9 protein-coding genes are annotated in these 14,452 nt (G+C 72.6%); 3 read left to right on the top strand and 6 right to left on the bottom strand.

The window, feature by feature from the left end:
• Window positions 1-3: 3 nt before the first annotated feature.
• The 5 genes from fxsT to gabT all read right to left on the bottom strand — a co-directional run bounded on the left by fxsT (window position 4) and on the right by gabT (window position 10,047).
• Complete coding sequence (gene fxsT / locus EKG83_RS35300; protein WP_153278660.1) at window positions 4-4,266, bottom strand: FxSxx-COOH system tetratricopeptide repeat protein; 4,263 nt, start codon at window positions 4,264-4,266, stop codon at window positions 4-6.
• Window positions 4,263-5,264, bottom strand: a complete 1,002-nt coding sequence (locus EKG83_RS35295; protein ID WP_033433379.1) for an AAA family ATPase — start codon at window positions 5,262-5,264, stop codon at window positions 4,263-4,265. Before EKG83_RS35295 ends, fxsT begins: the two co-directional genes overlap by 4 nt.
• Window positions 5,261-6,751: a VMAP-C domain-containing protein gene (locus EKG83_RS35290; RefSeq protein ID WP_033433380.1), complete on the bottom strand. Its 1,491-nt coding sequence runs from the start codon at window positions 6,749-6,751 to the stop codon at window positions 5,261-5,263. The genes EKG83_RS35295 and EKG83_RS35290 overlap by 4 nt, the downstream gene beginning before the upstream one ends.
• A 618-nt stretch (window positions 6,752-7,369) precedes the next feature.
• Window positions 7,370-8,797 carry an aldehyde dehydrogenase family protein gene (locus tag EKG83_RS35285; RefSeq protein WP_033433381.1) on the bottom strand — a complete coding sequence of 476 codons (1,428 nt, stop codon included), beginning with the start codon at window positions 8,795-8,797 and terminating at the stop codon, window positions 7,370-7,372.
• On the bottom strand, window positions 8,794-10,047 hold the full coding sequence (gabT, locus tag EKG83_RS35280) for a 4-aminobutyrate--2-oxoglutarate transaminase (protein ID WP_033433382.1): 1,254 nt from the start codon (window positions 10,045-10,047) through the stop codon (window positions 8,794-8,796). The genes EKG83_RS35285 and gabT overlap by 4 nt, the downstream gene beginning before the upstream one ends.
• A gap of 71 nt (window positions 10,048-10,118) precedes the next feature.
• Between gabT and EKG83_RS35275 the strand changes: the two genes are divergently transcribed.
• The 3 genes from EKG83_RS35275 (at window position 10,119) to EKG83_RS35265 (ending at window position 13,483) form a co-directional block, all read left to right on the top strand.
• Window positions 10,119-11,384 (top strand): PucR family transcriptional regulator, encoded by a 1,266-nt coding sequence (locus EKG83_RS35275; protein WP_033433401.1) that lies wholly within the window; start codon window positions 10,119-10,121, stop codon window positions 11,382-11,384.
• 43 nt (window positions 11,385-11,427) lie between these two features.
• Window positions 11,428-11,904 carry a hypothetical protein gene (locus EKG83_RS35270; RefSeq protein ID WP_084716828.1) on the top strand — a complete coding sequence of 159 codons (477 nt, stop codon included), beginning with the start codon at window positions 11,428-11,430 and terminating at the stop codon, window positions 11,902-11,904.
• Between the two features lie 211 nt (window positions 11,905-12,115).
• Window positions 12,116-13,483 (top strand): serine/threonine-protein kinase, encoded by a 1,368-nt coding sequence (locus EKG83_RS35265; protein ID WP_051766463.1) that lies wholly within the window; start codon window positions 12,116-12,118, stop codon window positions 13,481-13,483.
• A gap of 3 nt (window positions 13,484-13,486) precedes the next feature.
• Here EKG83_RS35265 and EKG83_RS35260 read toward each other — a convergent pair whose 3' ends face one another.
• Window positions 13,487-14,449: an LLM class F420-dependent oxidoreductase gene (locus EKG83_RS35260; protein ID WP_033433384.1), complete on the bottom strand. Its 963-nt coding sequence runs from the start codon at window positions 14,447-14,449 to the stop codon at window positions 13,487-13,489.
• Window positions 14,450-14,452 lie beyond the last annotated feature (3 nt).

Below are 14,452 nucleotides of genomic sequence, written 5' to 3'. Positions count from 1 at the left end.
CGGTCAGAACTGCATGGTGTCGGTGTCGCAGTTCGCCCGGACGTACTGGGTGGCCGCGATCGTCGCCGGGTGCTCCTCGCCGAGCACCTTGCGGAACCCCTCCACCGTGCGCGCGTGCAGCACCGCGGACTCGCTCTCCTCGCCCAGGCTGCGCAGGTCCAGCGACAGGTTGAGCGCGACCGCCAGCGTCGTCGGGTGCTCCGGCCCGAGCACCCTGGTCGCCCGCTCCAGGGTGTCCTCGTCGATCTTCCTGGCTTCCGCGTGGTCGCCCGTGGCGGCGAGGTCGCTGGCCAGGTTGGCTGCCGCGATCAGGCTGTTGGGGTGGTTGACGTCGAACAGCTCGACCAGGGTGTCGTACGTCCGGCGGTTGAGGTCGAGCGCCTCGGCGACGTCGTCGCGCAGGCGCAGCGTCACGGCCAGGTTGATCGCCGCCACGAGGGTGTACGGGTGGGCGGGGCCCGAGACGCGCTGGAACGCCTCGAAGCTCTGCCGCGCCAGGCGCAGCGACTCGTCGAGGTTGTCCAGGTGGCGCAGGTCGGTGGACAGGCTCATCCGGGCGGTGATCGTGTCCACGTGGTTGTCGCCGTGCCGGCGGCGGTAGCGGGCGACGCACTCCTCGGACAGCTCCTTGGCGCGCACGTGCTCACCCGCCTTGCGCAGCGCCACCGCGAGGTTGCGCACGGCCCCGATCACCCAGGGGTGGTCTTCGCCGAACACCTGCCGCTGGCGGTCCAGCAACTCGTCCTGCTGCCGTGCGGCCTCGGTGTACGAGCCCAGCTCCCGCAGGTCCATGAAGAGGCTGTTGTAGGAGCCGAACGTGGACCGGTGGTTGGGGCCGAGCACCTGGATCCGCCGCCGCAGGTTGGCCGTGTCGATGTCGTGCGCCTGCCGGTAGGCGCCCATCAGGCGGAAGGCGCTGGCCAGGTTGTTGGCGTAGTTCATGGTGGCCGGGTCGTCCTCGCCGAGGATCGCGACCGCGCGCTCGTAGACCTGCCGCCGGATCTCCAGCTCCTGCACGATCTGGCCCTGGGCGCGGCGGTCGAGCGCGACGGTGTCCAGCATGTTGAGCATGGCCTCGTGCTCCTCGCCGAGCACCGCCTGGAACCTGCGGTAAGTCTGCTCGTTGAGGCGTTGCGCCTCGTCCTTCTGCCCCTGGCGGCGCAACGAGATCCCGTACTGCCGGGTCATCTCCAGCGTGTCGTGGTCGTCCTCGCCCAGTGACTGCCGCCAGCCCTCGGCGGTCTCCTTGGCCAGGTCGTGGGCGCTGCCGAAGTCACCCGCGTTGATCAGGTACTTGACCAGGTTCAGCACGAGCTGGCGCACCCACCGGTCCTGGCACTGCGCCGCCTCGGAGACCAGGGCGTGGGGCAGCAGTTCGGCGTAGCGGGGCCAGTTGTCGGAGTTCTCCGGGTCGCCGGGGTCGCCGTTGACCAGCAGCACGTGGACGGCGTGCTGCATGCGGTCCTGCTCGGCCTGGTCGAGCTGGTTCTTCAGCACGGTCTGGACCAATCGGTGCAGTTGGAGGGCGTTGGCGCGGTGGTCGATCTTGGCCAGGCTGTAGCGGCTGATCTCGCGGATGGCGCGGCTGAGCCGGATCGGGTCGCGCAGCGCGGCGGCCAGCGCCTCGGGCACGGGCACGTCGCGCGCGCCGCGGAACAGCTTCTGCGAGATCGGGTCGGGGCCGAAGAAGGCGCAGACCTGGAGCAGCTGGAGGGCGGCCCGGTGGTCGTTCTTGAGGCGGTTCAGCGGGACGTTCCAGGCCGCGGCGACCGGGAGCTGGTCCTCGCTGGAGGTGCCCGCCTCCAGCAGCTCGGTGCGGTTCTGGCGCAGCAGTTCCAGGTACTCGGAGACCTGCATGCCGGTCTGGGCGCGCCAGGCGGCGGCCTGCTCGACGGCCAGGGGCAGGTCGCCCAGGGCCTCGGCGAGGGCGTTGGCCTCGGCGCGGTCGAGGTTGCCGCCGCGGCGGTCCAGCAGTTCGATGCTCTCTTCCCGGGTGAACAGGTCGACCTCGACGGGGCGGGCGTAGCCGCCCCACTCGGAGTTGCGGGAGGTGACCACGATGTGGCCGGTGCCCGCGGGGAAGAAGCGGCGGACGTCCTGGGGGCGGTCGGCGTTGTCGAAGACCAGCAGCCAGCGCGAGTAGGGCTCGCCCCGGCGCAACGCCTCCAGCACACCGGGAACGGCGGTCTCGGCCGATCCCGACGCGGCGACGCCGAGCTGCTTGGCCAGCTCGACGAAGCTCTGCTTGATCTGCTCCTGCCGCTCCGCGGAGATCCACCAGACCACCTCGTACTCGGAGGCATGTCGGTAGATGTACTCGACGACGGTCTGGGACTTGCCGACACCGCCCATGCCGTGCAGCGCCTCGGGCAGGACCGCCGTGGGGCCGGCTTCGCTGAGCCGCACGCGGAGCTGTTCGAGCAGTTCTTCGCGTCCGACGAAGTCGGGGTTGCGCAGCGGTACGTGACCCCACACCTGCGGCTGGGTGGTACCCGGCTGCCGTTCGCCGGTGAAGAGAGGGGTGCCGGGGGCGGTGGTCACGTCGTCTCCTTCGGGCAGCGGCGACCCGGCCCCGGTGGGAAGGGGCTGGGCGTCGGTGGTCGTCAACTGCTTCTCCTGTGCTGTGATGTCTCGTTCCATCGATCGGTGGATGCGTTGCGACCGTCTGGAATAGGGTCCGGACAGGGCTTTGAACACGGCTTCCTGCACGCGCAGGTAGGGCAGGTTCTCGGGAGAGGCGTCGATGTCCTCGGCGTGGTAGGGGTCGTCGAGGACCAGGCGGTAGTTGCGCAGCGCGTGGTTGTCCTGGCCGGCGTAGGTGTCCAGGATTCGGGCGACGCGGGCGGTGTCGGCGCGGCGGGCGGTGGCCAGCAGTTCCTCGCGGACGCCGGGGTGGAAGTCGTAGGCGACGGCGTCGGTGTCGCCGTTGGCGCCGGGCAGGCGGGTCATCAGCCCGCCGAGCATGACCTCGGCCAGCGCGGAGAGGTCGGAGCCGGGCAGCAGGACGCGTTGGACCAGGCTCATCAGCTGCGGGCTCAGCGGGGTCGCGGCGAGCAGGGCGGCGAGTTGGAAGCCGTCGGCGGAGGCGTAGGTGCGGAACCTCAGCACGCTCTGCGCGGCGTCGGCGGGTTCCTCCTCGGGGACCCGCGGCGCGGGGACGGTGCAGGGGCCGACCAGGGCGGCGGTGGTCTCGACCCATTCCGAGCCGGGGGCGGTGAGCAGGCGTGTCCAGCCGGCCAGCCACTCCGCGGACAGGCCGAGCACGGGTACCGCGGTGGCATGGGTGGCCGGGCCGTGCACGCGCAGCCGGGAGTTGGGGGTGCCGGGGGCGGGTGCGGACAGCTTCATGCGGCGGGTGGGCAGGCCGCCCCAGGACCACAAGCGCTGGGCCAGCGTCTGCACCACCGCGACCGGCATGACGCGGCCCCAGTGGTGGAGCACGTGGCCGACGGCGCCGGTGTGCCAGGCGCGGCCGACGGTGTCGGTGAGCACCAGCACGATCCGGGTGCCCGCCGGGTCGAGCAGGTAGCGCCAGGGGTGCTTCGCGCCGCCCTCGGAGCGCAGGGTCACCTCGTGCGGTTCGGGGCAGGAGCTGTCCATCACGTAGGTGCGGACGTCGCGGAAGGCGCCCTGGCGTTCCAGCAGGAGTCGAAATTCCCTGACGGTCTGTTGCCACAGCTCGGCGGCCACGGTGGTGTCGACGACCAGGGCCATCTCGAAGCGCCGCCAGGGCGCGGCGCGCCATTCTGGCAGCCACAGGCGGTCGCGGGCCGCGCGCACGGCGGTGGCCTCCTCGTCGAGCAGCCGCAGCCGGGGCGAGGGCTCGTGCCGGCACAGCGGGCGCAGGGCGCGGCTGAGCCGGCGGCGTTCGGGCAGGGCGGGCACGGTCGGCCACGCCGAGACCGCGCTGACCGTGCCGTGCCCGTCCGACCACGGGTCGGCGCGGTCCAGCGTGGTCGGCGTCGGCGTCCAGCCCTGGGTGCAGGTGGGCTCGGGTGCCGGGTGGTCGCCCTCCTCGGTCTCGGGCTCCTCTCGCACCTGCTCTTCGGGGTCCGGTGGTGGTCGGTCGTCGTCGTGGGGGAGCGCGGGGGGCGGTTCCCCCGCGGCCGGTTCCGCGGCCGGGCGCAGGGTGCCGGCGAGCCACAGCGAGTCGCGGATCTCGCGCAGGGTCAGGTCCGCGGTGCGCAGTCGTTCCAGCCGGTGCTCGGTCGCGTCGAGGTGCTGGAGGAGCACCTCGCGGACGGTGGGTTCGCGTGGTGCGCTCATCCGGCCTCCGTGGACAGGGGGTGCCAGATGGCGCGCAGCAGCTCGGTCCAGTCCTCGTCGGGCTGGTAGGCGCCGGAGGTCGCGAGGTGGACGGCGTTGAGCAACTGGTCGGCGGAGACGGTGCCGACCTGGTCGCGGTGGGCGAGGAAGTCGGAGATCAGGCGGGCCACGTCCACGCCGTGGGCGTCGCCGAAGTGCACCGCGACCATCTCGCCGAGCTGCTCGCGACCGGGCTGCTTGACGTGCAGGCGCAGGCAGCGGCGCAGGAAGGCCGGCGGGAACTCGCGTTCGCCGTTGCTGGTGATGACGACGATGGGAAACTCGCGGCAGCGCACCACGCCGTGGGTGACGGTGGCGGTGTGGCCGCGGTCCTCGGTGAGCACCCGGACCTGCTCCTGGTGCTTGGCGTAGCGGACCAGTTCCGGGATGGGGTACTCGCCTTCTTCGAAGACGTTGAGCAGGTCGTTGGGGAGGTCGATGTCGCCTTTGTCGAGTTCGTCGATCAACAGCACGCGGGGCAGGTCGTAGGGGAGCAGGGCGGTGCCCAGGGGGCCGAGGTGGATGTAGTCGCCGATGCCCGAGTCGGGGTCACCCGCTCCCACGGCCTGCACGCGCCCGATGGCGTCGTAGAGGTACAGGCCGTCCTTGAGCGTGGTGCGGCTGGTGATGGGCCAGCGCAGCACCGGGCCGAGTCCGAGTTCGCGGGCGACGAGGTAGGCCAGCGACGACTTGCCGGTGCCGGGCGCGCCGGTGACCAGCAGGGGGCGGCGCAGCCGGATGGCCGCGTCGACCATGGCCACCTCGTCGGGGTGCGGTGTGCGGCGCACCGAGCGCACCCCGCCCACCCGGCGGTCGCCCTCGCCGCCGTCGTCGGTGGGCCTGGTGGCGTCGCCGCTGCCGTTGAACGTCCGCCACGGCGGTGGTGGGGGCAGGGCGGAGACCGGGTGCTCCGCTACTTCGCCGGTGCCGTGGTAGACGTGACCGCCGCCGTGGTTCATCCCGTCGCCCCCTCGGGTGGTGGCCCCGGCTGGGTGGGCACGACGAGCCTGGTGGGGTCGTCGTAGAGCACGGTCAGCGCCTCGCCGACGTGACGCCGCGCGGGGCCTTCCGCGAACGCCCTGGTCCGCACGAGGCGCACGCGTTCCAGCAGGTGGTGCTCGTCCTGCTCGTGCAGCAGGGACTCCACCAGCTCCTCGAACTCCGCCGAGGCGCAGTCGCTGCGGTGCCACAGGATCAGCGGCACCCCCGCCTTCACCCCGACCGCCACCTCGTCGCGCCCGGCCGCGTCCGGGCACGGCGGCGCGGACAGCACCATCGACACCAGCCCCCGCTTGCGGTTGAACAGCGACAGCAGTTCCCGCAAGCCGGTGGTGCCACGGCAGGTGGAGGCGCGCTCGACCCGCCTGATCCGCTCCAGCTGCCGCTCCAGCTCGTCCCACCGCTGCCGCCACTCGCGGTGGTAGCGGCGTGCCGTCATGCGCTCCAGGCTGCGCACCACGACGGGATACTTACAACCCAACGGTTGCACCAGGTAGGGATCGTCATCCCAGGGCCACTGGTCGACTGGCTCGTTGAGCGTGTCGTAGTCCAGGACGAACTCCACCCGGATATCGGGCTGGTACTGCTCCCAGGCGTCCTCGACCTGTTCGATCAGCTCGGTCACGTGCCGCTTGACCTGCTCCAGCGGTCCGGTGAACTCCTCGCCGGGCAGCGGCGCCCACTGCTGCGGGTTGCCCAGCTGCCGCCACGACGACAACCGGTGGCGGTCGCCGCTCGGTCCGTCCGCGCACAGCCGCAGCACCAGCCAGGCCGGCGAGCCCGGCGGCGGGGTCAGCGGCACGGCGACCTCCGAGCTGAGTTTTTCCCGCGCCTCGACCAGCTCGTCCGCCAAGCCCATCTTGCTCGCCTGCTCGTAGGTCCAGCGCTGCAGCTCGATGGACAGCTCGGTGCGGACCCGGGTGGCCACGTGCTCCAGGAACACCAGGGGACGGGGCAGCCCGTCGGGGCCCGCGTTGAACGTCTCCAGGATCCGGAAGATCTCGGTGAGCGTGGTGGGGCCGTAGAGGTTCGGGGCGGAAGGGCCGGCGATCGCGCGGTAGATGTCCGCGATGTCCGGAACCGCGATGCCGGCCAGCAATGTGAAAAGCCTTGCCCTGTCGTTGGTCGGGAAGAGGTCGGCCGGGGTCATCTCGCCCACGATCCGCCGCAATTCTTCCATCGGCTTGGAATCCTGCTCGATCAAGCCTATCGTCCGCAATAATGCGGAAAGCCTTTCGGGTGTTCGGTGGCACGCCTCGGCGAGGTGGAACAGGTGCCCGACCGGCAGCGGGTGGTCCTCGACGAACACCGGTTCGCCCAGTTCCATGCTCATCATCCGGATGACCAGGTCGCGCCCCTCGCGGGTGAGGAGCGCGGGGATGCGGGAGAGGACGTCGACCAGCGACCTGAGCAGCCGTCGCTGCCCCATGTCGTCTTCCTGGACCACGGTGGCCCCCGTTCCGCAGGACTTCGTCCGTCGAGTGCAACACCCACCCGACCGTCTATAGTCCGCAGCAGGTCATCGGTTAGCCACTGCGTTAGGTTAGTGCGAGTTGCGGGTGGCGGGCCGGTCAAGTTGTGTGAGTTTTATTCACTTCTCGTCGCCGTATGGGACGTGGGCCGGTTTGTCGATCGGCCTGGTGTCCGAAAGAATTCCGCCGGCATCACTCATATGGGTTGCTGCTTCTGGCCGACAGCGGTTGGGCTGGCACTGTCGAGTGGAATTCTCACCCTTGCGGTGGAATCCCGTGGAGGGGCTCTGAGCAGCCGAACTCGCTCGACGAGGTGTCCGGCCTGGCGAGACGGCACCCTCTCGATCGGGAGCGGGTTCGTGTCGTTACATTCCGTGACCACAATGGCGTCGACATGGGCCGTTTCTCAGCCGGGGGTGTGAAAATTCTTGCCCCGAAGGCCGGGCCGGCAAGGTCTTGAGGCGCACACAACGGTTCGGTGTCTCGCGCAGCAGCAGGCGCCCGCAGCGTCGGGCCGGAGTGGGGCTGAGCCGGCACTTCACCGGTTCGAGTGGTGGGCTCGCGGGGATCGCCGCGAGCCCACCACCGTGGAACTACAGCTCCAGGCCGGTGAGCACGAGCACGCGTTGCTCGGTCAGGTCCTCCATGGCCGCTTTCACGCCCTCGCGGCCGGTGCCGGACTCCTTGACCCCGCCGTAGGGCATCTGGTCGGCGCGGAAGCTGGGCACGTCGCCGACGATCACCCCGCCCACGGCCAGCCTGGTCGAGGCCCGGAACGCCAGGCGCACGTCGTGGGTGAACACGCCGGCCTGCAGGCCGAAGCGGGAGGCGTTGACGCGGTCGAAGGCGTCCTCCACCGTCGGCACGGGTTCCAGCACCAGCACCGGGCCGAACACCTCCTCGTCGACGACCTTGCAGCCGGGCGGCACGTCGGTGAGCACCGTGGGCTCGTAGACCGCGCCGTCGCGGCGCCCGCCGGTGAGCACCCTCGCGCCGGCGGCCACGGCCTCGTCCACCCAGCTCTCCACGCGGCGGGCGGCGGCCTCGTTGATCAGCGGGCCGACGTCGGTGGCCGGGTCGGTCGGGGCGCCGACGCCGAGCTTGCGCACGTGCGCCACCACGGCCTGGGTCAGCGCGTCGTGGACCTGCGCGTGGGCGTAGACGCGCTGCACCGAGATGCACGACTGCCCGCCCTGGTACATCGCGAACGTGGCGATGCGCGAGGCGGCGAAGTCCAGGTCGTCCCAGTCCGGGCACACCACCGCGGCGGCGTTGCCGCCCAGCTCCAGCACGACGTGCTTGCGCGGCACCCGCTCCAGGATCGAATACCCGACCGGACCCGAACCGGTGAACGACACCACCGGCAGCCGCGGGTCCTCGGCCAGCTCGCCGGCGACCTCGTTGGGCACCGGCAGCACCGACCACGACCCCGCCGGCAGGTCCGTCTCGGCCAGCAGCTCACCGAGCAGCAACGCCACCAGCGGCGTCGCGGGCGCGGGCTTGACCACGATCGGCGCGCCCACCGCCAACGCCGGCGCGACCTTGTGCGCGACCAGGTTGAGCGGGAAGTTGAACGGCGCGATGCCCAGCACCGGGCCGCGTGGCACGCGGCGCACCAGCGCCAACCGACCCGCCGCCGCCGGGTCGGTGTCCAGCCGCTGCAACTCGCCGGAGAACCGGCGCGCCTCCTCCGCCGCCCACCGGAACGTCGAGACCGCCCGCGCCACCTCCACCCGCGCCCACTTCACCGGCTTGCCCGACTCCGCGGTGATCAGCGCCGCGACCTCGTCCGCCCGTTCGGCCAACCGGCGCGACACGTGGTCCAGCGCGGCGGCGCGGGCGTGCGCGGGCAGCACGGCGAACTCCCCGGCCACCGCGTGCGCCGCGGCCACCGCCCGCTCCACGTCCTCGGCGGACGCGTTCGACGTCACCCCCGCGATCGCGCCGTCGTGCGGACTGCGGACCTCCACCAGGTCCTGACTGCTCGCGGGCCGCCCCGCGACCCAGTAGGGAGTCGTCACGCCATCGCTCCTTCCAGCACGTCCAAGCCCTCGGCCAACAGCTCGTCCGGGATCACCAGCGGCGGCAGCAGGCGGATCACGTTGCCGCGCGTCCCACAGGTCAACACCACCACCCCGGCCTGGTGGCAGCGCGCCGCGACCCGGCCGGCCACCTCCGCCGAGGCCAGCTCGACGGCCAGCATCGCACCCCGGCCGCGCGCCTCGACCACGCCGGGCAGGTCGCGCAGGCGGGGCAGGGCGACGGCCTCGATGCGCCGCGCGGCGGCGTTGAGGTCCAGCTCCCGCATGGTGTCGACGGCACCCAGGGCCGCGGCGCAGGCCAGCGGGTTTCCGCCATAGGTGCCGCCCAACCCGCCCGCGTGCACGGCGTCCATGACCTCGGCGCGCCCCGTGACGGCCGACAGGGGGAGGCCGCCCGCGATGCCCTTGGCCGTGGTCACCAGGTCCGGAACCACACTTTCGTGGTCGGATGCGAACCACGAACCGGTGCGGCAGAACCCGGTCTGGATCTCGTCGGCCACCAGCAGCACCCCGTGCTCCCGGCACCACCGCGCCAGCTCCGGCAGGAAGCCCGACGCGGGCACGACGAACCCGCCCTCGCCCTGGACCGGCTCGACCACCACGCACGCCACCTCCTCGGGGCGCTCGACCGCGGCCACCGCCCGCCGCGCCGCCTCCACCCCGTTCAGCCCGTCAAGCAGCGGGTAGGAGCCGGGCACGCGCCGCACGCCGGGCGTGAACGGCCCGAAACCGTGCTTGTAGGGCATCTCCTTCGCGGTCAACGCCATGGTCAGGTTCGTGCGGCCGTGATAGGCGTGGTCGAACACCACCACACCGGCACGCCCGGTCGCCCGCCGCGCGATCTTGACCGCGTTCTCCACCGCCTCCGCACCGGAGTTGAGCAGCACCGAACGCTTGTCGTGCGCGCCCGGCGTCAACTCCGCCAACCGCTCGCACACCTCCACGTACCCCTCGTACGGGGTCACCATGAAACACGTGTGCGTGAACCGGTCCACCTGTTCGTGGACCGCCGCCGCCACCCGCGGCGCCGGGTTGCCCACCCCGGTCACCGCGATGCCGGAGGCCAGGTCGATCAACCGGTTGCCGTCCACGTCGACCAGCAGACCCGGTTCGGCGTGGTCGACGAACACCGGCAACGTCGATCCCACCCCCGCGGCCACGGCGGCCTTGCGGCGCGCGCTCAGCTCGCGTGAACGGGGACCGGGGACCTCGGTGCGCAGTCGGGACACACCTCCAGCTTCGGCGCACCGGTCGACCGGGAACAGTGGTCATGGTGGCCAACGGGCTGTACACAGTGTCCATGTCACTGACGGTGGGGGCGCTGGCCCGGGAGGTCGGCCTGGCGGTGCGCGTGGACGCCGGCCTGGACCGCCCGATCGCCTGGGTCCACAGCACCGAGCTGGCCGACCCCACCCCGTTCCTGGAGGGCGGCGAACTGCTGCTCACCACCGGTATCGCGCTCGGCCCGCCCGACGACTACGTGCGACGGCTCGTCGCCGCGGGCGCGGTCGGCCTGGGCTTCGGCACCGGCCTGAGCCACGACCGCGTGCCCGCCGACCTGGTCGACGCCGCCCGCGCGGCCGGCCTGGCGCTGCTGGAGGTGCCCAGGGCCACGCCGTTCATCGCCATCACCAAGGCGGTCGCCGCCGACAAGTACGCCGCCATCAGCCGCGCCGACCGGGCGCGGCAGGCCCTGACCCGCTCCGCGGTCGGCGACGGCCCGCGGGGCGTGGTGGAGCGGCTGGCCGGCCTGGTCGGCGGGGGCGTGGCCCTGCTGGACGGGGCGGGCGCGCCCGTGCACGCCTGCGGCGACCTGCCCGACCTCACCGAGCAGGTCCGCCGGCTGGCCGCGTCCGCCGGGGCGGCCAGCGCGTCGTGGCAGGCGGGGGAGCGGCACGCGGCGATGCAGGTGCTCGGGCGGCGCGGGTTCCTGGCCGTGGTGGCGCCGGGCCCGCTGGACGCCGGGGTGGTCAACACCGCCGCGTCGCTGCTCACCCTCGCCCTGGCGCGCTCGGACGAGGTGGAGCGGGTCCGCCGGGACCTGCGCGCGGAGCGGTTCCGGCTGCTGCTGGCCGGGGTGCCGGTGGCCGGGCTGCCCGAGGCGCCGTTCCGGGTGTTCCTGCCGCTGGCCGAGGTGGCCGAGCCGCCGGGGTTCGCGGCCGAGGTCGACGGCCGGCAGGTGGTGCTCGCCCACGACCTCGACGTGCCCGCCGCCGCGTCGAGCCCGGTGGACGCGACGGACGTCGCGCGCGGCTACCGGGAGGCGCTGCGGGCGCTGGAGGAGGGCGTGGCCCGGTTCGAGGAGGTCGCGTCCGCGCGGCTGCTGGCGCCCGACGCGGCCGAACACGCCGCGGCCCTGCTCGCCCCGCTCGACGACGTGCTGCGCGAGACGCTGCGGGCGTGGCTGGCCTGCCACGGCCAGGCCGACCCGGCGGCCGCCCGGCTCGGCGTGCACCGGCACACCGTGCGCAACCGCTTGCGGCGCGTCGAGCTGCTGCTCGGGCGCTCGCTGGAACCCGCAGGTACGCGTGCGGAACTGTGGTTCGCGCTGCACGCCGGGAACTAGGCTGGGCGCACACCGCCATGACCGACCCACAGAGGGGGTTCCCTTGGCGCGCCCACGATTGATTGCGCACGCGTTCGGCGTGGTGACCGGCATCGCGGTACTGCTCGGCGCGGTGCTCGTCAGCCCGGCCAGCGCGTGCACCTGCCTGCCGGGCAACGAGGCCGACCGGTACAACCGGGCGACCCACGTGTTCGCCGGCACGGTGCTCGCGGAGGAGGTCGAGGACAACAACACGCCGGACACCTACGACGACAGGAACCGCTACCGCATCCAGGTGGGGCTCCAGTACAAGGGCAGCGTGCCGCCCATGGTCGACGCGTTGAGCACGACCGTCATCACCGCGTGCGGCGTCAAGCTGTCCGTGGGGGTCGAGTACGTGGTGTTCGCGTTCGGCGACTCGTCGGACGCGAGGGTGGACATCACCTCGTGCGGCGGTACCCGACCGGCATCGGTCGGTCCGCCGATGACGAGCGGGGGGAGCAGCACCCCTACAACGCCGTGCGCGACGCAGGCGGCGTGACCAGGTGACCGAGGGCTTGTGGCGTCATTCGTCCGAGTGGCGTCACAAGCCCTGGTCCGAACTTCGCGAATTTGAATAAACATGGGGTTTAGAACGGCGTTTTTGCGGGTAGAGGCTCCCGAAGCAGTCAATGAGGTGGCTTGTCATGCCGTTTAACCGGTAGCTTTCGGCATCCGGCGTGCTTCTTCGACGCAGCGGAGGGACAACCCGGATGTGGGATGGTGACCTGACCGGAGAGGTCGTCGACGGCAGGTACGCGCTGGGCACCCTCTACGGCTCGGGTGGCATGGCCGAGGTCTACCGGGCGTTCGACACGCGGCTGGAGCGCAGGGTCGCGATCAAGTTCTTCCCGGGCGAGGCGAGCCCGGAGGACCGCATCAGGCTCGCCCGCGAGGCGGACGTGCTGGGCGAGCTGCACTGCCCGGGCCTGGTGGAGGTCTACGACACCGGCGTCCACCTCGGGCGGCCCTACTTCGTGATGCAGCCGGTCGAGGGCGGCACACTGCGCCGCCGCATGCGCGAGGCGCTGGAGCCGGCGGAGGTGGCCCGCATCGGCGCGCAGGTCGCGCAGGTCCTGGCCCACGTGCACGCGCACGGCGTGGTGCACCGCGACGTGAAGCCGTCGAACATCCTGCTCGACCCGGGCGAGGGGCGCGCCTACCTGGCCGACTTCGGCCTGGCCCTCCAGGCGCAGGTCACCCGCGTCACCCGGTCGGGCATCCTGGTCGGCACCGCCGGCTACCTCGCGCCCGAGCAGGTGCGCGGCGCCGACGTGCTGCCCGCCGCCGACGTCTACGCGCTGGGCCTGGTGCTGCTGGAGTGCCTGACCGGCCGGCCCGAGTACCCGGGCGGCGACACCGAGGCCGCGCTGGCCCGCCTGCACCGCGAACCGCGCGTCCCGACCGACCTGCCCGCCGCGTGGAGCACCGCGCTGACCGCGATGACCGCCTCCGACCCGGAGCGGCGACCCACTGCGGCCGAGTGCGCCCGGCTGCTCGCCGCCGCCGAACGCGCCAGCCGGGGCCTGCCGCCGCTGGCCGGGCCTGCGGTGCCCGGCCTGGTGGTGTCCAAGCCGGTGGTGGCGCCCCCGGCCGGGCGGGCGCGGTCCCGCCGCCCCGCCAACGGCGTGCTGCTCGTGGGTGTGGGCGCGGCCGCGGCGGCGCTGACCGCGCTGGTCGTGCTCAACCTGGGCGAGGCGCCCGCGGGCGAGACCCCGGACGACCGGGCTGAGCCGTCCGCCGGGGTGACCAGCACCCTCGTCCAACCGGTCGCGCAGGTCCCGACCACCACCGGCGACCCGCTCCCGGCCGGCGGGGAGGCCGTGACCGGGAACCCGCAGGCCCCGGCCGGGCAACCGACCGCGACCACCACCACCACTATCACCACCGAAGACCAGCCGGACGAGCAGGACGACGCCTCGGAGGAGGACGCGGAGGCGAAGCCCACCAAGGACCGCACGGCCCGGCCGGGCCCCGCGTCCCCGAAGGTGCCCGTCGCCCCGGTCGTGCCCACCCCCGGCAAGCCGACGGTGATCGACCCCGCCGAGCAGGCGCGCACGACGGGGAGCGGCAAGGGCTGAGGCTCAGCGCAGGGCGGGCAGCAGCTCGCCCTTGGCGAAGTCGAGGAACTCCGCCTGGTGGTCGCCGCCGATCTGGACCAGCGCCAGGTCGGTGAAGCCGGCCTCGCGGAACTTGTCGACCGCCTCCACGATCGGGCCCACCTCCGGGCCGCACGGGATCTGCTGGGCCACGTCGTCCGGCCGCACGAACTGCGTGGCGCCGGCGAACCCGGCCGTGCCCGGCAGCTCGGCGTTGACCTTCCAGCCGCCCGCGAACCAGCGGAACTGCTCGTGCGCCCGCGCCACGGCCCGGTCGCGGTCGGTGTCCCAGCACACCGGCAGCTGCCCGATCTTGCGCGACGGCGAGCCCTTGCCCTGGAAGACGTCCCACTCCCGGCACAGCTCCGGCTCCGGCTCGGTCGACACCATCGCGTCGGCCAGCGGCGCGAACGTGCGCACCGACTGGTGCCCCGACACCGCCACCGCGATCGGCACCCGCTGCTCCGGCAGGTCCCACAGCTTCGCCGAGTCCACCCGGAAGTGTTCACCCGAGTAGTTGACGTACCCGCCGTCGAACAGCAGGCAGATGATCTCCACGGCCTCGCGCAGCAGCTCATGCCGCACGTTCACCGGCGGCCAGCCGCGGCCGACCACGTGCTCGTTCAGGTTCTCGCCCGCGCCCAGGCCCAGCGTGAACCGGTTGCCCGACAGCAGCTGCACGGTCGCGGCCTTCTGCGCCACCACGGCCGGGTGGTAGCGCACCGTCGGGCACGTCACGTAGGTCATCAGCTCGACCCGCTCGGTGACCTGGCTGACCGCGCCCAGCACGCTCCACGCGTACGGGGCGTGCCCCTGCTCGTCCAGCCACGGCGAGTAGTGGTCGCTCATCACCTCGAAGTCGAACCCGGCCGCCTCGGCCAGCGCCGCGTGCCCGACCAGCTCGCGTGGTCCGGCCTGCTCTGTCATCAGGGTGTAACCGATCCGCACGGT

It is taken from the genome of Saccharothrix syringae (genome assembly GCF_009498035.1).
In the GTDB taxonomy this organism is placed as follows: domain Bacteria; phylum Actinomycetota; class Actinomycetes; order Mycobacteriales; family Pseudonocardiaceae; genus Actinosynnema; species Actinosynnema syringae.
This window is presented reverse-complemented; position numbering and strand designations above follow the sequence as displayed.